The sequence below is a fragment of the Enterococcus sp. AZ103 genome (genome assembly GCF_051714685.1).
GTDB lineage: Bacteria > Bacillota > Bacilli > Lactobacillales > Enterococcaceae > Enterococcus_A > Enterococcus_A alishanensis.
On the sequence record NZ_JBIOSI010000001.1, the window covers coordinates 1,842,355 to 1,863,645 of the forward strand.

The window sequence follows — 21,291 nt, forward strand, 5'->3', positions numbered from 1 at the left end:
CTAATGAAATGAAGGGCTAAGGCTAAAGGTGTTTTAAAAGCCCTAACATAAATTTTACTTTCTTATTATAAAGGAGAATGGTCAAGATGGAAAAACAAGATTTTCACGTAGTAGCCGAAACAGGTATTCACGCGCGCCCTGCAACATTATTGGTGCAAGCAGCAAGTAAATTCAACTCAGATATTAATTTAGAGTATAAAGGTAAATCTGTTAACCTTAAATCAATCATGGGCGTAATGTCTCTTGGTGTTGGTCAAGGCTCTGATGTTACTATCTCTGCTGAAGGTGCTGACGAAAAAGAAGCAATCGAAGCGATCGTAGAAACTATGAAGAAAGAAGGACTATCTGAATAATGGTTGAAATGCTAAAAGGTATTGCCGCTAGTGACGGAGTTGCCGTTGCGAAAGCTTACTTGCTAGTACAACCGGATTTGTCTTTTAAAAAGAATAATATTGAAGATGTGGCTGCCGAAGAAAAGCGTTTAGATGACGCTTTGGCAGCTTCTTCTGCAGAATTACAAAAAATTCGGGATAAAGCAGCAAAAAGCTTAGGTGAAGAAGAAGCACAAGTATTTGATGCACATTTAATGGTATTATCTGATCCAGAAATGATCGGACAAATTAAACAACACATTACTGATAATAAAATCAATGCAGAAAGTAGCTTGAAAGAAGTTACTGATATGTATATTGGTATGTTTGAGGCAATGGATGATAACGCTTATATGCAAGAACGGGCAGCTGATATTCGTGACGTTGCTAAACGTGTCTTAGCACATTTAATGGGCGTAACATTACCAGATCCGTCAATGATTGATGAAGAGGTTGTCGTTGTGGCTCATGACTTGACTCCAAGTGATACAGCCCAATTAGACAAAAACTTTGTAAAAGCTTTCGTTACTGATATTGGCGGTCGTACTTCACATTCTGCAATTATGGCTCGTTCTTTAGAAATTCCTGCTATCGTGGGAACTAAAGAAATTACTGCCAAAGTTAAAGAAGGCGATCAGTTAGCGGTTAATGGTATCGCTGGTGAAGTTATTGTTAATCCAACCGAAGACCAAGCCAATGATTTTATCAAAGTTGGCGAAGCCTATGCTGCTCAAAAAGCAGAATGGGAAAAATTAAAAGATGCTGAAACAGTTACGGCTGATGGTAAGCATTTTGAATTAGCTGCAAATATTGGTACGCCAAAAGATTTGGCAGGTGTTCACGCTAATGGCGCTGAAGCTATTGGTTTATACCGTACAGAATTCTTATACATGGATGCACCAGATTTTCCAACTGAAGAAGATCAATTTGAAGCTTACAAAGCAGTTATTGAAGGTATGGATGGAAAACCTGTCGTTGTTCGGACTATGGACATCGGTGGAGATAAAGAACTTCCTTATTTGAAATTACCGCATGAAATGAATCCTTTCTTAGGTTACCGGGCATTACGAATTAGTTTATCTGAACTAGGTGATGGTATGTTCCGTACACAACTACGGGCATTATTACGCGCTTCTGTTTTTGGAAACTTACGGATTATGTTCCCAATGGTAGCTACTTTGAAAGAATTTAGAGCAGCTAAGAAAATTTATGAAGAAGAAAAAGCTAAATTGATTTCAGAAGACGTAAAAGTTTCTGATACAATCCAAGTAGGGATTATGATTGAAATTCCTGCGGCAGCTGTTTTAGCAGATAAATTTGCTAAAGAAGTTGATTTCTTCAGTGTTGGTACCAACGATTTAATTCAATATACAATGGCTGCAGACCGTATGAACGAACAAGTTTCATACTTATATCAACCATACAACCCATCAATTCTACGTTTGCTTAAAAATGTTATTGATGCAGCACATGCTGAAGGTAAATGGGCTGGTATGTGTGGTGAGATGGCTGGCGATCAAACAGCTGTGCCGATTTTAATGGGTATGGGTCTGGATGAGTTCTCAATGAGTGCCACTTCTATCTTAAAAACACGTAGCTTAATGAAACGTTTAACAACAACAGACATGCAAGAACTTGCTGAAAAAGCATTAAATGATTGCGATACAATGGAAGAAGTTGTTGACTTAGTAAATCAATACGTAAAATAATCATCTAAAGAGTATTGTCTGAAAAAGACAATGCTCTTTTTTTTTGAATTCAGTCTCTGGTTGGAGCGTATAAAAATCTGGCTATGGTATAATGGGTTTTGATTACAGGAGGTTACCATGAAAATATTATTATATTTTGAAGGCCAAAATGTCATTGGAAAATCTGGGATCGGTCGAGCTGAGGCCCATCAAAAAAGAGCATTACAATCAGTCGGAATTGATTTTACTACGAATCCTAAAGCGGAAGATTATGATATCTTACACGTGAACACCTATGGACCGAAGAGTTATCAATTAGTGAAAAAGGCAAAGAAAAATGGCAAGAAAATTATTTATCATGCCCATTCAACAGAAGAAGATTTTCGTAATTCTTTTGTAGGATCTAATCAAATGGCACCGCTATTTAAAAAATGGCTGGTATCTTTATATCAAGAAAGTGATTTTATTATTACGCCAACAGCATATTCGCGAAAGTTATTGAAAAATTATGGGTTAAAACAACCAATTGCAGCAATTTCAAATGGGATTGACCTACGAAAGTATTACCCTGATGAACGAAAAAGAACGCTCTTTCGTGATCACTTCAAATTAACGGCTAGTGACAAAGTAATTATTTGTGTTGGCTTGTTTTTTGAACGAAAAGGAATTATTGATTTTGTAGAAATTGCAAAGAACATGCCAGATTACACATTTATTTGGTTTGGTCATGTTCCAATGGCATCAATTCCCCATAAAATTCGTAAAATCGTGAAGAAAGATCATCCTGAAAATGTCATTTTCCCTGGGTATATCAACGGTGATATTATAGAAGGGGCCTATTCAGCGGCTGATTTATTTTTCTTTCCTTCTTATGAAGAAACAGAAGGTATTGTTGTCTTAGAAGCTTTAGCTAGTCAGCAACAAATTTTAGTCAGAGACATACCAGTCTATGAAGGCTGGCTGAAAAATGGTTATAATTGTTACATGGGTCATAATAACCAAGAGTTTCAAGAGTTAATCAGGAAAATTACTGAGAAAAAATTACCGAATGTAAGTTTAGCAGGATTTAGGACTGCCCAAACAAAAAGTATTAATGAGATTGGTAAAGAATTGCAAACCGTCTATCAATCAGTACTGGATCTACCTTATAACCATGAAATTTATCGACGGATTATGTGATAGCTTGGAGGAAGAAGTGTGAGAATTGGATTTTTTACAGATACTTATTTTCCGCAAGTCAGCGGAGTATCAACATCTATTCGAACGTTGAAAATCGAATTAGAAAAATTAGGTCATGAGGTTTACATATTCACGACGACTGATCCCGATGCTTTGGAATTGGAAAAAGATATCGTGCGTATGCCAAGTGTCCCTTTTGTCTCATTTAAGGATCGCAGAATAGTTGTTCGAGGAATGTGGTTTGCTTATCAAGTGGCCAAAGATTTACAATTGGATTTAATTCATACCCATACAGAATTTGGGGCTGGCTTTTTAGGAAAAATGGTGGCTAATCGTTTAGAGATTCCAGTGATTCATACTTATCACACTATGTATGAGGATTATTTACATTATATTGCCAATGGAAAAGTTGTTCGACCAGGTGCAGTTAAATATTTTATTGGCCGCTTTGTTAACCATTCAACCGGAGTCGTGTGTCCCAGTGAACGGGTGGTAAATACCTTGAAACGTTACGATGTGAATATCCCGATGAAGGTGATTCCGACTGGGATTGATATAAAACAATATCTGCGGCCAGATATTACTAAGGAAATGACCGATCAGTTACGCTTAGATTTAGGAATTTCATCTGATGAAATAATGGCGTTGTCATTGAGCCGTATTTCATATGAGAAAAACATCCAAGTGATTGTCAAACAGTTTCCTGAAGTACTTGAAGCTTTACCAAATGTTCGATTGGTAATTGTGGGAAAGGGTCCTTATCGTAAAGATTTGGAAGAAATGGCTGAAGATTTAAACATTTCGAAATCAGTTATTTTTACAGGGGAAGTTCCTCATGAAAATGTTTCGCTCTATTATCATGCAGCGGATTATTTTGTGAGTGCATCAACGTCTGAAACACAAGGACTAACATATGCAGAAGCGATTGCTTCAGGGTTGCAATGCTGCGTTGAAGGCAATGAGTATCTCAATCAATTATTTGACAAACCTTCATTAGGTATTACTTACACAAATGATCAAGATTTTGCTAAAACTTTTATTGAATATGTTCAGAGTAATATTTCTATGAATACGTCAGATCGGGCACAGAAGTTAAAAGAGATTTCAGCTGAAAAATTTGGTGAAGATATGCAAGATTTTTACCAAGAAATGCTTGTTCATTATCAACTTGAAACAGAAAATAAAACAGCACCTGTAGAAAAGGTAAGAATGAAATTAACTTCATTGAAAAATTCTAATAGCAAGTAAAAAAAATAGAAACATGGAGGAAGTTAAGATGAAAATTGGATTTATCGGCACTGGTGTCATGGGCCAATCAATTGTTAAACATTTCTTAGAGGCAGGACATGAAGTAGCGGTATATAACCGGACAAAGAGCAAAACAGATGAATTAGTCGCTAAGGGAGCTATTTGGCAAGATACACCAGCAAAAGCTACTGAAAGTAGTGAGGTAGTTTTTTCAATGGTTGGCTATCCAAGTGACGTTGAAGAGATTTATTACGGCGATAATGGTGTCTTTAGTGTAACTGTGAAAGATAAAGTTTTAGTTGATTTAACCACTTCTTCGCCCAGTTTAGCTGAGAAAATTTATCAAACTGCTAAAGAAGCTGGCGCTGAAAGTTTAGATGCACCAGTTTCTGGTGGCGACTTAGGGGCACAAAATGCCACCTTAACAATCATGGTTGGCGGCGACCAAGCAACCTTCGATAAAGTAGTACCATTATTTGATATCATGGGTAAAAGTTATTCTCTTCACGGTAGTGCTGGCTTGGGTCAACATACTAAAATGGCCAATCAAATTATGATTGCTGGAACAATGACTGGTATGACGGAGATGTTAGTCTATGCTGATAAAGTGGGATTAGATTTAAATAGTGTGATTGAGACTTTAGGCGGTGGCGCAGCATCAAATTGGTCATTGGCAAATTATGGTCCCAGAATTTTGAAACAAGATTATTCACCAGGCTTTTTTGTTAAACATTTTATTAAAGACTTGAAAATTACTTTGGATGAAGCCGAAAAAATGAATTTAGATCTACCGGCCACTGAACTAGCTACTGAACTTTACGAAAAATTAGCAGCTGATGGTTTTGAAAATTTAGGTACACAAAGCTTAATCAAACTATGGTGGAAAGACTGAACAAATAAATTGAAATAAATTGTCGAAAATCAATGCATAAATTAGATGGATTTGATACAATATACAAGAATTAATTGGAAAGGGGGCATCTAGATGAAACATTCACAATTAGTTGCCATTATTAAGCGTTTGGAAGCAATGACAGAGTCAACTGACAGCGAAGTACAAGTAAGACGTTTTGAAAAAGAAGGCGTTGAAAAATGTACTGTAACATATGATAGTTCAACCGAAACTTTCGAATTAACAGAATCTGACAGTAAGCAATCTTACCAATTTGATAATATCGATATCGTTGCGATGGAGATTTACGATTTGATTCAATAGTTTAGGAACAAGCCTGAAAATATGGCTTGTTTTTTTTGTAAAAATTTTCCGGAAATTCGCTGCAAAATATTTGTAAAATTTTTCATTTCCAGTCATTATATATATAGTAATGGAGGGAAAAAAATGTTAGACAAAGAAGTATATAATCAATTATTTAAACCATCATTTTCAGAAAAAACCGAAGTTACCTTTTGGGACGGTTCAGTAAAAGAATATGGTAACAATGACGGTGAAACAGTTTTTAAAATTAAATTTAATGAAAAAATTCCAGTTAAAGATTTAACTAACAATGCTTCGCTTGCGCTAGGTGAAGCCTATATGAGTAAGAAAATCGAAGTTGAAGGTAACATACAAGCTTTAATTTACGATGTCTATAAGCAAGCCAATGGTTTTTTTGCAAATAAAAATTTTAAAAAATGGTTACCAAAAGAAAAGCATACAAAGAAACAAAGTAAAGAAGATATTCACAGTCATTATGATTTAGGCAATCAGTTTTATGAGCTGTGGTTAGATCCAACAATGACTTATTCGTGTGCTTATTTTGAAACACCGCAAGATACCTTAGAGCAAGCACAAATAAATAAAGTTCATCACATCCTAAATAAATTACATGCCAATCCTGGTGAAACACTATTGGATATTGGCTGTGGCTGGGGTACGCTTATTTTAATTGCTGCTAAAGAGTACGGTTTAAAATCAACGGGAATCACTTTAAGTGAAGAACAGTATGACCATATTCAAAAAATTATAAAAGACGAAAAATTAGAAAATCAAGTCTCTGTTTATTTGATGGATTACCGCGATATGACAGATAAATTTGATCATATTACTAGTGTAGGTATGTTTGAACATGTCGGTAGTGAAAACTTAGGTGAATATTTTACTAAAGTAAATGATTGCTTGAAGCCTGAAGGAACAGCACTTATTCATGGAATTAGTCGTCAACAAGGCGGCGCAAAAAATGCATGGATTAACAAATATATTTTTCCAGGCGGATACATTCCAGGTGTGACTGAGATCGTTGGGCACATTACAGAAAATGATTTGCAATTAATTGACTTAGAAAGTTTACGCCGAGATTATCAATTAACTTTAGAACACTGGACTGAAAATTTCCATCAAGTTAAAGATAAAATCGTTGCTAAAAGTGATGAAAGTTTTTACCGCATGTGGGATTTATACTTGCAGGCTTGTGCAGCATCATTCCAATCAAGTAACATTGATGTGGATCAGTATTTATTAGTTCATGCTAATAATAATTCGATTCCAATGCATCGTAACGTATAAAATTTATAAAAAGTGACGTAAGTTAAAAGACTTGCGTCACTCTTTTTTTTGGTTAAAATTAACTTGGATATCAAAGTAATTAATACAGCTGATACGTGTGTAAAGTTACTTCCATTAAGATTTTAAATAAATTTTAAAGAAATAACCTTGCATTCACAAATGATTTAAGATATAGTTTGAGAGTCAAATGATTTGATAATCAAACTAATTAGGTGAGGGTCATGGAACATAACTGGGAAGAATTAAATACCTACTTGGTTTCAATCTTTAATGACGTTTTGTCGATTGAAGAAAATGAACTAAAAAAATCACAGTTTAGTGATTTGACGATTACTGAAATGCATACGCTTGATGCGATTGGCATGTATAAGAAGAAAACAACTACTGAAGTTGCAAAAGAGTTATTAGTGACGGTAGGAACTTTGACCACGTCGATCAATCGTTTAGTTAAAAAAGGTTATGTTGATCGGATCCGTAGTGAAGATGATCGTCGGGTAGTAAAATTAGCATTAACAAAAAAAGGGAAGCTAGTCTTTCGAGTTCATCAGCATTTTCATCGTGAAATGGTGAAACGGGCGATTAAAGATTTAAATGATGACGAACAAGAAGTATTCTTACGAGCTTTAATAAATTTATACAGTTACTTAGAGGAAATCAAATGAGTATGAACCAATATGGGAAAATTACCGCAACCGCACGTTATTTACCAGATAAAGTTGTAACCAATGATGACTTAACTAGTTTTATGGAAACTTCTGATGAATGGATCGCCAGTCGAACTGGTATCAGACAACGCCATATTGCGGTTGAAGAAAATACGTCAGATTTATGTTTAAAAGTTGCTGAAAAATTAATTGCTCAGGCTGCTATATCGGCTGAAGAAATTGATTTTATTATCGTTGCTACGATGTCGCCAGATTATACATGTCCTTCGGTAGCTTGTATGGTTCAAGGACAACTAGGTGCTCATAATGCAATGGCATTTGATATTAGCGCAGCTTGTTCTGGTTTTGTCTATGCTTTGACAACTGCCGAGAAATTTATTCAAGGCGGGATGCAAAAAGGCTTAGTTATTGGCGGTGAAAAAATTTCAAAATTGCTTGATTGGAATGATCGTGGCACATCGGTATTATTCGGTGATGGTGCAGCAGGAGTTTTATTAGAAGCAAGTTCTGAACCAGGCATTTTAAAAATGTCACTGGAAGCTGACGGACAAAGAGCACAAAGCTTGACCTCTGGTTATCACAATAGTCAGAATGTTTTTGAAATGGAAGAAAAAGATAGTTATTTACAAATGGATGGTCGCGGTATTTGGAATTTTGCTTTGAATGATGTGACGAAAAGTTTGAAAAAATTTACTGCTGATGAACCAGTGGTAGATTATTATTTATTCCATCAAGCCAACAAACGAATCATCGAAAAGATGGCACGGAAATTAAAAGAACCAATTGAAAAATTTCCTATGAATCTAATGAATTATGGCAATACATCAGCTGCTAGCATTCCAATTTTATTAGATGAATTAGTTGAACAACAAGTCCTTCAATTAGGAGGCAACCAAACTGTGTGTCTAACTGGTTATGGCGGCGGCTTAACGTGGGGTAACCTACTTGTCCAGCTGTAATGAGTTAAAAATATTAAAATTAAAAATTAAGTGGAGGAACTTATAATGACATTTGAAAAAATCCAAGGAATTATTGTTGAAGAACTAGGGGTAGAAGCAGACGAAGTGAAATTAGAAACAAATATCCAAGAAGACTTAGAAGCAGATAGCTTAGATTTATTCCAAATCATCAATGAAATCGAAGACGAATTTGACGTGAAAATCGAAACAGAAGACGGAATTGCTACTGTAAAAGATTTAGTTGAATACGTTGAAAAGCAACAAACTGCATAATCAATAAAATTTTAGGCTAGGCTTAGGCCTGGCCTTTTTTTCTAGGAGATTAATATGAAAACTGCTTTTTTATTTAGTGGCCAAGGGGCACAATATGTCGGCATGGGTCAAGAATTATACAATCAAGAGCAAATTGTAAAAGATACCTTCACTGAAGCGAGTGATTTACTAGGTTTTTCAGTCGCTGATTTATGCTTTACGGAAAATGAGCAATTAAATGAAACAAAATATACACAACCCGCAATTTTAACTGTTAGCACTGCTTTTTTACGTTTATTGAAGTCAAAAGGCTTTACAGCAGATGCTACTGCAGGTTTAAGTTTAGGAGAATATACGGCCTTAGTTGCTAGTGGAGCGTTAGATTTTTCTGATGCGGTAAAACTTGTTCATAAGCGTGGTCAATATATGGCAGAAGCAGCGCCAACCGGAAGTGGAAAAATGGTCGCTGTGATGAATACGCCAGCTGAAATAATTGAAAAATGCTGTGAAGAAGCTAGTGCATTTGGGATTGTCACACCAGCAAACTATAATACACCGCAACAGATCGTTATTGGTGGCGAAGTTGCAGCAGTTGAAAAGGCCGAAGAATTATTAGCCGTAGCGGGAGCCAAGAGAATGATTCCATTAAATGTGAGTGGTCCTTTTCACACCGCTTTGTTAGCATCGGCGAGTGATCGATTGGCGGAAGAATTAAAAACTATTACATTTAAAGAAATGGACATTCCAGTTATTTCTAATACGACTGCTGAAATCATGCAGCAGGATCAGATTAAAGCACTATTAACTAAGCAAGTAATGTCACCTGTCCGTTTTAGTGACAGTATTGTGACTTTAAAAAATATGGGTATTGAACAAATGGTGGAGATTGGTCCAGGTAAAACCTTAACTGGCTTTATCAAAAAGATTGATCGTGCCATTGCCACAAGCCGAGTAGAGGATTCTAAAACTTTAGAACAAACCATCACATTTTTAGGAGGGTCAAATGGAGCTAACCAATAAAGTTGTTTTAGTAACTGGTAGTAGTCGAGGCATCGGCTGGAGTGTTGCTGAAGCATTTGCTAAGAAAGGTGCCAACATTGCCTTAAATAGCCGTAGCCAAATGGCACCAGAAAAGATTCAGGCAATTGAAGCACTTGGGGTAAAATGTATTTCAGTGACTGGCGACATTGCTTCTTATGAAGATGCAACTGCTATGATAAAGGAAACTGAAGAACAATTAGGCTCAGTCGATGTACTAGTTAATAATGCTGGGATAACCAACGATAAATTATTATTGCGCATGAAGCCAGAAGAATTTGCAGCTTGTATTGATGTGAATTTAAAAGGTACGTACAATATGACGCAACAAGTTTTAAAGAAAATGATGAAAAAGCGTGAAGGGGTCATTATTAATATGGCCAGTGTAGTTGGTTTAATCGGGAATGTTGGTCAGAGCAACTATGCAGCAAGTAAAGCTGGCGTAATTGGGTTCACTAAATCTGTTGCTCGCGAAGTTGCCCCTCGAGGTATCACTTGTAACGCGATTGCACCGGGATTTATTGTGACTGATATGAGTAATGAATTAAGTGATGCAGTTAAAGAACAAACCATCACCCAAATTCCATTACAACGTTTTGGAGATAGTCAAGATGTCGCTGATGCAGCTGTCTTTTTAGCAGAAAGTCCTTATATCACAGGGCAAGTGCTAAATATTGACGGCGGAATGGTAATGTAAGAAAGGATTGAACAAAATGAATCGAGTAGTTATTACAGGTTTTGGTGTCACTTCTCCAATTGGAAATGACGAAGAAACATTTTTAAATAGTTTGAAAACAGCAAATAACGGAATTGGTCCAATTACTTCTTTTGATGCTGAAGAAACTGGCGTTACTTTAGCTGGTGAGGTTAAAGATTTTCCATTAGAAAAATATTTCGTCAAAAAAGATACGAAACGAATGGAAAAATATTCACTTTATGCAATTTACGCAACACTAGAAGCGATGGCTATGAGCGGTATCAATACGGAAGAAGAAAACATGGAACGTTTTGGTGTCTTAATTGGTTCAGGAATTGGTGGCTTGGGAACGACACAAGACCAAGTAATCAAAATGGATCATAAAGGCCCAGCTCGAGTGTCACCAATGTTTGTTCCTTTAGCAATTGTCAATATGGCTGCCGGAAATGTGGCTTTAAGAATTGGTGCAAAAGGAATTTGTTATAGCCCAGTTAGTGCTTGTGCTAGTGGGACGCATTCAATCGGTGAAGCTTTCCGCAATATTAAACACGGTTACTCAGATGTGATTGTGGCCGGTGGAGCGGAATCTTGTATTAATGAAATCGGAATTGCGGGCTTTGCAGCTTTAACGGCTTTAAGTACGGCCACTGATCCAGATCAAGCATCAATTCCTTTTGATAAAAAACGGACAGGTTTTGTGATGGGTGAAGGTGCTGGAGTCTTAGTCTTAGAATCTTTAGAACATGCTCAAGCACGTGGAGCCAATATTTTAGGCGAAGTTGTTGGTTACGGTGCTACTTGCGATGCATATCATATGACTTCACCATCACCAGATGGTAATGGGGCAGCCAGAGCAATTACAGAAGCAATTACAGAAGCTGGTATTTCTCCAACGGATGTTGATTATGTAAATGCTCATGGAACAAGTACACAAGCTAATGAAAAAGCAGAGAGTAAAGCAATTGTAGCAGCTTTATCAAAAGATACTTATGTTAGCTCAACAAAATCAATGACTGGTCATTTATTAGGTGGAGCTGGCGGGGTCGAAGCGGTAGCAACATTAATGGCTTTACAGCATCAATTTATTCCACCAACTGCTAACGTTACTGAATTAGACGAAGAAGTGGAAGCAAATATTGTTGTAAACGAAGCTAAAGATGCGAAGGTAAACTACGCAGTCAGTAATTCACTAGGCTTTGGTGGTCACAACGCAGTGATTTGCTTGAAGCGTTGGGAGGATTAGAAGTTAATGGATATCCAAGGTGTAAAAGATTTAATGAATCAATTTGATCAATCTTCACTAACTGAATTTGACTTACGTGAAGGCAGTTTTGAATTGTACATGAATAAAAATAAAACGAGCCGTCAAGTGCAAACAACCAACAATGAAGTAGCCACAGAAGGACCAACATCTGTGACCCCATCAGTTGTCGAAACAACCGAAACCATTGTTGAAACGGTTGAAACAACAGTACCAAAAACTGGCGATATTATTTCTTCCCCAATTGTTGGGGTGGTGTATTTAAAACCGGCACCAGATCAATCAGCCTTTAAAGACTTAGGTGATACTGTCAAAAAAGGCGAAACCATCTGCATTATTGAGGCGATGAAATTATTAAATGAAATCACTTCTGAATTTGATGGTACAATTACCGAAATTTTAGTCGAAAACGAAGAAGTTGTTGAATATGGTCAACCACTCTTCAGAATTAGTTAGGAGAAAATTATGCTTACAATCGAAGAAATTAAAGAAATTATTCCTCATCGCTACCCTATGTTATTAATCGATCGGGTGGAAGAATTAGAAGCTGGAAAAAGTATTAAAGCAAAGAAAAATGTTTCTATGAACGAACCATTTTTCCAAGGTCATTTCCCTCATGAACCAGTAATGCCAGGGGTGTTAATTATTGAAGCAATGGCGCAAGCTGGCGCAGTTGCTTTGCTTTCTTTGGAAGATTTCAAAGGCAAAACTGCTTACTTTGGCGGTATTGATAAAGCAAAATTTAGAAGAAAAGTTACACCAGGAGATACATTAATCTTAGAAGTAGAACTAACAAAGGTAAAAGCCAATGCTGGAATGGGCAAAGGAATCGCATATGTTGACGGTAAAAAAGTCGCAGAAGCGGAATTAACCTTTATGATTGGATAGGTGTCTATGTTTTCAAAAATTTTAATTGCTAACCGTGGCGAAATTGCGGTTCGTATTATTCGCGCTTGTCGTGAATTAGGAATTCAAACAGTCTGCGTTTATTCTGAAGCAGATCGAGAAGCGTTGCATACAGAAATGGCTGATGAAGCTATTTGCATTGGTCCAGCGCGATCGACTGACTCCTATTTAAATATGCAAAGTATCTTAAGTGCTGCTATTGTGACAAACGCTGAAGCGATTCATCCAGGCTTTGGTTTTTTATCAGAAAATAGTTTGTTTGCAACTATGTGTCATGAATGTAATATTAAATTTATTGGTCCATCTGAAAAAACAATTGACGCGATGGGAAATAAAATACATGCCCGTCAATTGATGCAAGCAGCAAAGGTGCCAGTTATTCCTGGAAGCGACGGAGCAATCTCAACCTTGGCAGAAGCAGAAAAAATTGCTGATGAAATCGGGTATCCTGTGATGTTAAAAGCTGCTGCTGGTGGCGGCGGTAAAGGTATTCGAAAAGTTCAAACTAAAGACGAGTTAGAAAAATTGTTTATGGCTGCGAAAGCCGAAGCAAAAGCGGCTTTTGGTGACGACTCGATGTATTTGGAAAAAATTATTTTTCCTGCCCGTCATATTGAAGTTCAGATATTAGGTGATTCTTTTGGTCATGTTATTCATTTAGGAGAACGTGATTGTTCTTTACAGCGAAATAATCAAAAGGTTTTAGAAGAAGCGCCTTCAATTGTATTAGACCAAAAAACCCGTGATGAAATCGGCGGGATTGCTGTTAGAGCTGGGGAAGCTGTAAATTATGAGAGTGCGGGAACCATTGAATTTTTAAGAGATATGGATGGGCAGTTTTATTTCATGGAAATGAATACGCGAATCCAAGTCGAGCATCCAATTACAGAAATGATTACGGGAATTGATATTGTTAAAGAGCAAATTAAAATTTCCAGTGGTGAACCTTTAGAAATTCAACAAGCAGAAGTTACTTTCAGTGGACATGCGATTGAATGCCGGATCAATGCGGAAAATCCTGCTTTTAACTTTGCGCCATCACCAGGAACAATAAAGACTTTATTATTGCCAAGTGGTGGTTTAGGTTTACGAGTAGATTCAGCGATGTATAGTGGGGTGACAATTCCTCCATTTTATGATTCAATGATTGCAAAAGTAATTGTCCACGGGGAAAATCGTTTTGAAGCATTAATGAAAATGCAACGGGCACTGGGAGAATTTGTTTCGGAAGGTGTTATTACCAATGTTGATTTTCAAATGGACTTAATTAGTCACCCCAACGTTCTTGCGGGAGACTATGATACAAGTTTTTTACAAAATAAATTTTTACCGGAGTGGCAAGAAAGCGAGTAGGAGGCAGTTAAGTGGGTTTATTTAATAAGAAGAAAAATTATATTCGAATTAATCCTAATCGCTATACCAATAGCCAAGAGATTGCAAAACCGGCTGTACCAGACAATATGTGGGCAAAATGTCCTAGTTGTAAACGAACATTGTATACAAAGGAAATCGGTGCTGAAAAAGTTTGTCCTCATTGTGGCTATAATTTTCGCATTAGTGCCTGGGAACGTTTGGCGTTAACCATTGATGAAAAAAGTTTAGAAGAATGGGATACTGGAATTATTGAAAAGAATCCGATTGATTTCCCAGATTATCCCGAAAAAATTGCTGAGACTAAGAAAAAAACAGGTTTAGATGAAGCCGTTTTGACTGGGAAAGCAACAATCGAAGGCACAGCTTTTGCTATTGGTGTAATGGATACTAATTTTATTATGGGTAGCATGGGGACTGTTGTTGGAGAAAAAATTACCCGTCTATTTGAGCGGGCCACCAAAGAAAAATTAGCTGTAGTTTTATTTACAGCTTCAGGCGGCGCGCGGATGCAAGAAGGTATTTTTTCTTTAATGCAGATGGCTAAAATCAGTGCAGCAGTTAAACGCCATAGTAATACTGGTTTGTTATATATCACAGTCTTGACTGATCCGACTACCGGTGGTGTAACAGCAAGTTTTGCAATGGATGGCGACATTATTTTAGCAGAGCCTCAAAGTCAAATTGGTTTTGCTGGACGGCGGGTAATCGAACAAACGATTCGACAGAAATTACCAGATGATTTTCAAAAAGCTGAATTTTTATTGGCCCATGGTTTTATTGATCAAATTGTCCCACGAACTGAATTGAAGTCTCGCTTAAAAAGCTTATTAGAACTTCATCAACAGGAAAGTTGGTGCCAAAATGAGTAAATCTGCAGGCGAAATTGTTAAATTAGCTCGTCATCAGGATCGCATTACCAGTCTAGAATTATTTGACCAAATTTTTACTGATTTTGAAGAATTTCATGGGGATCGTCGCTTTGGAGATGATCCGGCAATAGTCGGTGGTGTCGCTTACTTAGCTGGGAAACCAGTCACAGTAATTGGCGTTCAAAAAGGAAAAAATCTAAATGAAAATATGGCCCGAAATTTTGGTCAACCTAGTCCTGAAGGGTATCGAAAAGCATTACGCTTGATGCAACAGGCTGAAAAGTTTAAACGACCTGTTCTCTGTTTTGTGAATACACCTGGCGCATTTTGCGGTGTTGAAGCGGAAGAAAGAGGAGAAGGGGAAGCGATTGCGGCCAACTTATTAGCAATGGCTGATTTAAAAGTGCCAATTATTTCATTGGTATTTGGTGAAGGCGGTAGCGGTGGCGCATTAGCTTTGGCATTGGCCGATGAAGTTTGGATGATGGAACACAGCATTTATGCCGTCCTTTCCCCAGAAGGGTTTGCATCTATTCTTTGGAAGGATGGCAAACGAGCGGATGAGGCTGCTGAGTTAATGAAAATCACAGCTCCAGAGCTTTTAGAGTTAGGTGTCATCGATAAAGTTATTCCTGAAACCTTTAAAGGTGAAAGATTAGCTGAAGAGAAAATTTCTCGAATGATTCAAAAAGCTTTGATTGAAAAACTAACAGAATTAACGCAGCTTTCTATCAGTACTTTACTAGAAAGACGTTATGAAAAATTTCGTAAATTCTAACAGTCTCTTTATAGAGACTGTTTTTTTATACGTATATTAGATAAAAAGATAAATAATTATTCAATTTTATCTACATTTTGTGGAATTTTATGCTATAATCTTTTTATCTTAAAAAATGAAGGATAATAATGGAGGTAGTAAGATGAAAAAAAGTTTAGCGATTTTATTTATGGGATTAAGTATTTTTGGTTTAGCAGCATGTGGCTCAAGTGGTGAGAGCGGTGGCGACGGCGATCAATTATCACAAATTAAAGAAGATGGTGTCATCAAAGTAGCTACGTCTCCTGATTATGCGCCATTTGGCTTCCACACGGAGATTGACGGCAAAGATGAAATTGTGGGTGCAGACATTGACTTGATGGAAGCAATAGCTAAAAAAATGGATGTTAAAGTTGAATGGCTAGATATGAGTTTTAATAATGTACTAGCAGCTACTAAAGAAGGAAAAGCAGATGTGGCAATTTCAGCAATTTCAGTCACTGACGAGCGGGAAAAGAGTTTCGACTTCACAGATACTTACTATACTTCTCCACAAGCAGTAGTCATTAGAAAAGCTGATGCAGATAAATATACTGGCACAGATAGTTTTGAAGGGAAACAAGTTGGTGCGCAAAAAGGGACAATTCAAGAAAACGTTGTGAAAGAACAGTTAACTGGATCCACATTAGTGGCAATTGAAAAATTACCAAATATTTTTGTGGAATTAAAGAATGGTTCATTGGACGGTCTAGTTACAGAAAAGACAGTTGCACAATCATATGTGGATCAAAATCCTGATTTGATGATTGCCGATATGGCTTTAGAAAGCATGAAAGAAGATTCCTTTTCGATTGCTGTACCTAAAGGAAATGAAGATTTAGTAAAGGAATTAAATAAATCCATTAAAGAATTACAAGATGATGGGCAAGTGGATGAAATGGTAGCAAAAGCGCAAGAATTAGCAAAAAAAGCAACGAACGAATAAAATAAATATACATTTAAAGCTGAATATAATAGATATTATTCAGTAATTAGTGAGAATAATTCAATAATTATACAACTTAATGCTTTTCTTTTGAAATTTTCATGCTATAATAAGTGCATTGAAAAAAAGAAGCTTTAAATTTTTAGGAGGAATTAGGATGAAAAAAATTACCGGCATCGCCATTGGTTTATTGGCATTAGTAACACTAGCTGCTTGTGGCAGCAGTAACGATAGTGGCACAGATAGTTCAGGAAGCAACAACACATCAAGTGAAGTAACATTAGATTCTATTAAAAAAGCGGGTGTTTTAAAAGTAGCAACTTCAGCAGACTTCGCACCTTTTGAGTTCCACACAATGGTTGACGGCAAGGACCAAATCGTTGGAGCAGATATTGATATGGTTAATGCAATTGCTGATGAACTTGGTGTAAAAACCCAAGTTTCAGATATGAGCTTTAATACAGTTTTAGCTTCTGTCAAAGAAGGGAAAGCAGATATCGCTGTTTCAGGGATTTCGGCAACTGCTGAAAGACAAAAACAGTTTGACTTTACAGATAACTACTACAATCCACCACAAGTAATTATTATCAACAAGAAAAATCAAGATACTTTAAACAGTATTGCAGCTTTTGACGGAAAACAAGTTGGCGCACAAAAAGGCTCAACCCAAGAAGATATTGTGAAAGATCAACTATCTGGCGCCAAATTAGTTTCTATCGATAAAGTACCAAGCATGATCGTTGAATTAAATCAAGGATCTTTAGATGGTATGGTAGTTGAACAAACCATCGCTGAATCTTATGTTGAACAAAATTCTGATTTAATGATTGCCAACGTAGAATTAAAAACAGATGATGACAATGCCTTTTCAATCGCTTTACCAAAAGGTAGCACTGAATTAAAAGATGAGTTAAATAAAATTATTGCGAAATTAATCAGCGAAGGAAAAATTGATGAATACGTAAAAGCGAACAATCAAGTCGCTGAATCAACAGAAGAATAGAGGTTAGGTCATTGGATTTTTCGTTTTTACATCAGTATTTAGGTTACTTTCTTTCAGGAGCCAGTATTACAATTGTCTTATCAATGTGTACTGTGGTTTTAGGGACATTGATTGGTCTTGTGATGGCTTTAATGAAATTAGCAAAAACAAAACCTTTAAATTGGCTAGCTAATATTTATATTGAGATTTTTCGTGGGACACCAATGTTGCTGCAAATCATGATTGGTTTCTTAGTCTTACAAGGGTTATTTCCTTCAAGAGATCTATCAGTAGGTGTATTGACCGTTGATTTAGGTCGCTTGATTCCAGGTATGTTGGTTTTATCTTTAAACTCAGGTGCCTATGTGGCTGAAATTATTCGTGGCGGGATTATTGCCGTGAATTATGGTCAATCAGAAGCAGCTTATTCACTGGGCTTAAGACCTGCGCAAACGATGCGTTATGTGATTTTGCCACAAGCATTAAGAAATATCCTACCGCCATTAGGAAATGAATTTGTGACTTTAATTAAAGATTCTTCTTTGCTGACAACGATTGGGATTAACGAATTAATGGGTGCGGCTCAAATTGTTATTTCAAATTCTTATATTCCGTTAGAACCTTACGTAGTTGCAGCAGGTATTTATTTTGTAATGACCTTTGTGACTTCCCGTTTGCTAGCTTTATGGGAAAAACGTTTAGGTCGCGGATATCAAAGATAGGAGAACAATTATGAGTGAAGCATTGGTTCAAGTAGAACATTTAAATAAAAAATTTGGTGATAATGAAGTACTAAAAGATATTTCGACTGAAGTCACACCAGGAGAAGTATTGGTTATCATTGGACCTTCTGGTTCTGGTAAAAGTACTTTTCTAAGATGTATCAATCTATTAGAAATACCAACATCTGGCACAATTAGATTTGAAGGTACCGACATTACTGATAAGAAAAATGATATTTTTAAAACACGGGAAAAGATGGGAATGGTGTTTCAACAATTCAATTTATTCCCTAATATGACTGTTTTAGATAATATTACCTTGTCACCGATTCGGGTAAAAAAAATGTCTAAAGATGCTGCTGAAAAAATTGCTAAAGAACTTTTGGTAAAAGTTGGTTTGTCTGACAAGGCAGATGCATACCCTCAGTCATTATCTGGAGGACAACAACAGCGGATTGCGATTGCTAGAGCTTTGGCAATGCAACCAGATGTGATGCTGTTTGATGAGCCAACATCTGCATTAGATCCTGAGATGGTTGGTGATGTTTTAGCCGTGATGCAGCAATTGGCTAAAGAAGGTATGACGATGGTTATCGTAACTCATGAAATGGGTTTTGCCAAAGAAGTTGGAGACCGGATTATTTTCATGGATGAAGGTGTTATTGTAGAAGAAGGAACACCGCAAGAAGTTTTTGATCAAACCAAAAATTCCAGAACCATTGATTTCTTGTCTAAAGTTTTATAGAATTTTTATTAAGAAGGACTCTTTTAACAGAGTTCTTCTTATTTTATTGCCACGATTGTGGAGTTTTCAAAGGATTTAAGTTATAATCAAGATTTGTAGATATGAAAAATGAAGAAATATAGGAGTTGCTATGTTCGAAAAATATAAACCAACCTGGATGGTTGAAGCAATATACCAAATTACTCCCCAACAATTGAAAGCAAGAGGCATAAAAGCCGTTTTAACAGATTTAGACAATACTTTGATTGCCTGGAATAATCCGAATGGGACGAAAGAATTATTAGACTGGTTGCAAGTGATGGCTGAGGCTGATATTCCAGTTGTCGTGGTGTCGAATAATAATGCTAGTCGGGTAAAAAAAGCCTTAGCAAGTTTTGAATTAGACTTTGTTTCTCGAGCGATGAAGCCTTTTGCCAATGGAATCAATGAAGCCCGCAAAAAATTAGGTTTAGAAAAATCTGAGATTGTCATGATTGGTGATCAAATTATGACTGATGTTCGCGGATCAAATGCTGCAGGTATTCGTAGTATTTTAGTGCGTCCAATTGTGGATAGTGATGCTTGGAATACGCAAGTGAATCGTTTTTTTGAACGTTTTATTATGAAACATTTGTTAAAAAAGAATCCAGATATGAAATGGAAGCGTGAAATATAAATGGAAGAAGAAATTTATTGTATTGGTTGTGGTGCAAAGATTCAGACAGAACATCCCAATCAACTAGGTTATACACCTCAATCAGCTTTAGAAAAGGGGTTGGCTAGTGGTGATGTTTATTGCCAGCGTTGTTTTAGATTACGTCATTATAATGAAATTCAAGATGTTCATTTAACGGATGATGATTTTTTACGTTTGTTAAATGAATTAGGTAAAACAGATGCTTTGATTGTTAATGTCGTGGATATTTTTGATTTTAATGGCTCCTTGATTCCAGGATTGCATCGATTTGTTGGCGACAATCCAGTTTTATTGGTAGGGAATAAAGTTGATATTTTACCTAAATCATTGAAAAAAAATCATTTGATTCAATGGATGAAAGAGCGTGCCCATGAAGAAGGTTTGCGCCCTGAAGAAGTTTTATTGACAAGTGCTAGAAAACCTCACGAAATGGAAAATTTACTAGCAAAAATCGAAGAATATCGCAAAGGCAGAGATGTCTATGTTGTGGGAGTTACCAATGTGGGTAAATCAACTTTGATTAATCAAATTATTAAGCAAAGTGCTGGTGTACAAGATTTAATTACCACATCACAATTCCCTGGAACTACATTAGACAAGATTGAAATACCTTTAGACGATGGTCATTTCTTAATTGATACGCCAGGAATTATTCATCGACATCAAATGGCGCATTATTTAGGCAAAAAAGATTTGAAAATTATTGCCCCGCATAAAGAAATTAAACCGAAAGTGTATCAATTAAATGCTGGTCAAACATTATTCTTAGGTGGTTTAGCACGGTTCGATTTTGTTAGTGGAGAGAAAGCCTCTTTCATTGCTTATGTATCAAATGATATTACGCCGCATCGTACTAAATTAGAAAAAGCGACTGAATTTTATGCAAAACATGTGGGAGTATTATTACAACCGCCTCGACCAGATGAAGTCGCTGAATTTCCTGAATTGGTTCGTTTTGAATTTTCGATTAAGGAAAAAACCGATATTGTATTTGCTGGATTAGGTTGGGTAACTGTTTTAAAACCAGCAGTAGTTGCTGGTTGGGCACCTAGAGGAGTCGACGTATTGACTCGCAAAGCATTAATTTAAAAGGAGTTTATTCATGGAATTAAGAGGAAAACAAAAACGGTTTTTAAGAAGCCAAGCGCACCATTTGAATCCGATCTTTCAAATCGGAAAAAATGGTCTAAATGAAGAAGTATTGGTACAAATAGCAGAAGCATTGGAAAAACGTGAATTAATAAAAATCAGTTTGCTACAAAATACTGATGAAGTGGCTGAAGATGTAGCGACAGTTCTTGAAGCTAAAATTCATTGTGAAGTTGTTCAAATTATTGGTCGGGTATTGGTTTTATTTAAACCTTCCAACAAAGAAAAATATCAAAAAATTTCTCGTGAAGTAAAAACTATTTAA

At 36.4% G+C, this 21,291-nt stretch carries 25 protein-coding genes; all 25 read left to right on the forward strand.

Going from position 1 to position 21,291, the window contains the following annotated elements; genetic code table 11:
* Positions 1-86: 86 nt before the first annotated feature.
* The 25 genes from ID741_RS09210 to yhbY all read left to right on the forward strand — a co-directional run bounded on the left by ID741_RS09210 (position 87) and on the right by yhbY (position 21,291).
* Entirely contained in the window at positions 87-353 is a 267-nt protein-coding gene (locus tag ID741_RS09210) for a phosphocarrier protein HPr (protein ID WP_218324955.1), read from the forward strand.
* Positions 353-2,080 (forward strand): phosphoenolpyruvate--protein phosphotransferase, encoded by a 1,728-nt coding sequence (ptsP, locus tag ID741_RS09215; RefSeq protein WP_438719792.1) that lies wholly within the window; start codon positions 353-355, stop codon positions 2,078-2,080. Before ID741_RS09210 ends, ptsP begins: the two co-directional genes overlap by 1 nt.
* A 117-nt stretch (positions 2,081-2,197) precedes the next feature.
* Positions 2,198-3,238, forward strand: a complete 1,041-nt coding sequence (locus ID741_RS09220; RefSeq protein ID WP_438719793.1) for a glycosyltransferase — start codon at positions 2,198-2,200, stop codon at positions 3,236-3,238.
* Positions 3,239-3,256: 18 nt separating this feature from the next.
* Entirely contained in the window at positions 3,257-4,486 is a 1,230-nt protein-coding gene (locus ID741_RS09225; protein WP_438719794.1) for a glycosyltransferase family 4 protein, read from the forward strand.
* A 28-nt stretch (positions 4,487-4,514) separates the two neighbouring features.
* Positions 4,515-5,378, forward strand: coding sequence for an NAD(P)-dependent oxidoreductase (locus ID741_RS09230; protein WP_438719795.1), 864 nt, complete (start codon positions 4,515-4,517; stop codon positions 5,376-5,378).
* A 93-nt stretch (positions 5,379-5,471) separates the two neighbouring features.
* The gene (locus ID741_RS09235; RefSeq protein ID WP_218324960.1) at positions 5,472-5,702 is read left to right on the forward strand and encodes a YkuJ family protein; all 231 of its coding nucleotides are present in this window, start codon (positions 5,472-5,474) and stop codon (positions 5,700-5,702) included.
* A gap of 123 nt (positions 5,703-5,825) precedes the next feature.
* Positions 5,826-6,989, forward strand: a complete 1,164-nt coding sequence (locus ID741_RS09240) for a class I SAM-dependent methyltransferase (RefSeq protein ID WP_438719796.1) — start codon at positions 5,826-5,828, stop codon at positions 6,987-6,989.
* 221 nt (positions 6,990-7,210) lie between these two features.
* On the forward strand, positions 7,211-7,651 hold the full coding sequence (gene fabT, locus ID741_RS09245; RefSeq protein ID WP_218324962.1) for a fatty acid biosynthesis transcriptional regulator FabT: 441 nt from the start codon (positions 7,211-7,213) through the stop codon (positions 7,649-7,651).
* A 2-nt stretch (positions 7,652-7,653) separates the two neighbouring features.
* A complete protein-coding gene (locus ID741_RS09250) occupies positions 7,654-8,613 on the forward strand; it encodes a beta-ketoacyl-ACP synthase III (protein WP_438720461.1) in 960 nt (319 codons plus the stop codon).
* 45 nt (positions 8,614-8,658) lie between these two features.
* A complete protein-coding gene (locus tag ID741_RS09255; RefSeq protein WP_218324963.1) occupies positions 8,659-8,886 on the forward strand; it encodes an acyl carrier protein in 228 nt (75 codons plus the stop codon).
* Positions 8,887-8,940: 54 nt separating this feature from the next.
* Positions 8,941-9,885 carry an ACP S-malonyltransferase gene (fabD, locus tag ID741_RS09260; RefSeq protein ID WP_438719797.1) on the forward strand — a complete coding sequence of 315 codons (945 nt, stop codon included), beginning with the start codon at positions 8,941-8,943 and terminating at the stop codon, positions 9,883-9,885.
* On the forward strand, positions 9,869-10,600 hold the full coding sequence (fabG, locus tag ID741_RS09265) for a 3-oxoacyl-[acyl-carrier-protein] reductase (RefSeq protein WP_218324965.1): 732 nt from the start codon (positions 9,869-9,871) through the stop codon (positions 10,598-10,600). The genes fabD and fabG overlap by 17 nt, the downstream gene beginning before the upstream one ends.
* Before the next feature lie 16 nt (positions 10,601-10,616).
* Positions 10,617-11,843, forward strand: coding sequence for a beta-ketoacyl-ACP synthase II (fabF, locus tag ID741_RS09270; RefSeq protein WP_218324966.1), 1,227 nt, complete (start codon positions 10,617-10,619; stop codon positions 11,841-11,843).
* A 6-nt stretch (positions 11,844-11,849) separates the two neighbouring features.
* Positions 11,850-12,317: an acetyl-CoA carboxylase biotin carboxyl carrier protein gene (accB, locus tag ID741_RS09275; RefSeq protein WP_438719798.1), complete on the forward strand. Its 468-nt coding sequence runs from the start codon at positions 11,850-11,852 to the stop codon at positions 12,315-12,317.
* Positions 12,318-12,326: 9 nt separating this feature from the next.
* On the forward strand, positions 12,327-12,749 hold the full coding sequence (gene fabZ, locus ID741_RS09280) for a 3-hydroxyacyl-ACP dehydratase FabZ (RefSeq protein ID WP_218324968.1): 423 nt from the start codon (positions 12,327-12,329) through the stop codon (positions 12,747-12,749).
* A gap of 6 nt (positions 12,750-12,755) precedes the next feature.
* A complete protein-coding gene (locus tag ID741_RS09285) occupies positions 12,756-14,120 on the forward strand; it encodes an acetyl-CoA carboxylase biotin carboxylase subunit (RefSeq protein WP_438719799.1) in 1,365 nt (454 codons plus the stop codon).
* An 11-nt stretch (positions 14,121-14,131) separates the two neighbouring features.
* Positions 14,132-15,010 carry an acetyl-CoA carboxylase, carboxyltransferase subunit beta gene (gene accD / locus ID741_RS09290; RefSeq protein WP_218324970.1) on the forward strand — a complete coding sequence of 293 codons (879 nt, stop codon included), beginning with the start codon at positions 14,132-14,134 and terminating at the stop codon, positions 15,008-15,010.
* Positions 15,003-15,788 (forward strand): acetyl-CoA carboxylase carboxyl transferase subunit alpha, encoded by a 786-nt coding sequence (locus tag ID741_RS09295; RefSeq protein ID WP_438719800.1) that lies wholly within the window; start codon positions 15,003-15,005, stop codon positions 15,786-15,788. The genes accD and ID741_RS09295 overlap by 8 nt, the downstream gene beginning before the upstream one ends.
* A 142-nt stretch (positions 15,789-15,930) precedes the next feature.
* Positions 15,931-16,752 carry a transporter substrate-binding domain-containing protein gene (locus tag ID741_RS09300; RefSeq protein WP_438719801.1) on the forward strand — a complete coding sequence of 274 codons (822 nt, stop codon included), beginning with the start codon at positions 15,931-15,933 and terminating at the stop codon, positions 16,750-16,752.
* Between the two features lie 157 nt (positions 16,753-16,909).
* Positions 16,910-17,755 (forward strand): transporter substrate-binding domain-containing protein, encoded by an 846-nt coding sequence (locus tag ID741_RS09305; RefSeq protein WP_218324973.1) that lies wholly within the window; start codon positions 16,910-16,912, stop codon positions 17,753-17,755.
* An 11-nt stretch (positions 17,756-17,766) separates the two neighbouring features.
* Positions 17,767-18,456, forward strand: a complete 690-nt coding sequence (locus ID741_RS09310; RefSeq protein ID WP_218324974.1) for an amino acid ABC transporter permease — start codon at positions 17,767-17,769, stop codon at positions 18,454-18,456.
* A gap of 10 nt (positions 18,457-18,466) precedes the next feature.
* Complete coding sequence (locus ID741_RS09315) at positions 18,467-19,201, forward strand: amino acid ABC transporter ATP-binding protein (protein ID WP_281419004.1); 735 nt, start codon at positions 18,467-18,469, stop codon at positions 19,199-19,201.
* A 130-nt stretch (positions 19,202-19,331) separates the two neighbouring features.
* Complete coding sequence (locus tag ID741_RS09320) at positions 19,332-19,856, forward strand: YqeG family HAD IIIA-type phosphatase (protein ID WP_218324975.1); 525 nt, start codon at positions 19,332-19,334, stop codon at positions 19,854-19,856.
* Positions 19,857-20,966, forward strand: coding sequence for a ribosome biogenesis GTPase YqeH (gene yqeH / locus ID741_RS09325; protein WP_218324976.1), 1,110 nt, complete (start codon positions 19,857-19,859; stop codon positions 20,964-20,966).
* 13 nt (positions 20,967-20,979) lie between these two features.
* Positions 20,980-21,291: a ribosome assembly RNA-binding protein YhbY gene (gene yhbY, locus ID741_RS09330; RefSeq protein WP_218324977.1), complete on the forward strand. Its 312-nt coding sequence runs from the start codon at positions 20,980-20,982 to the stop codon at positions 21,289-21,291.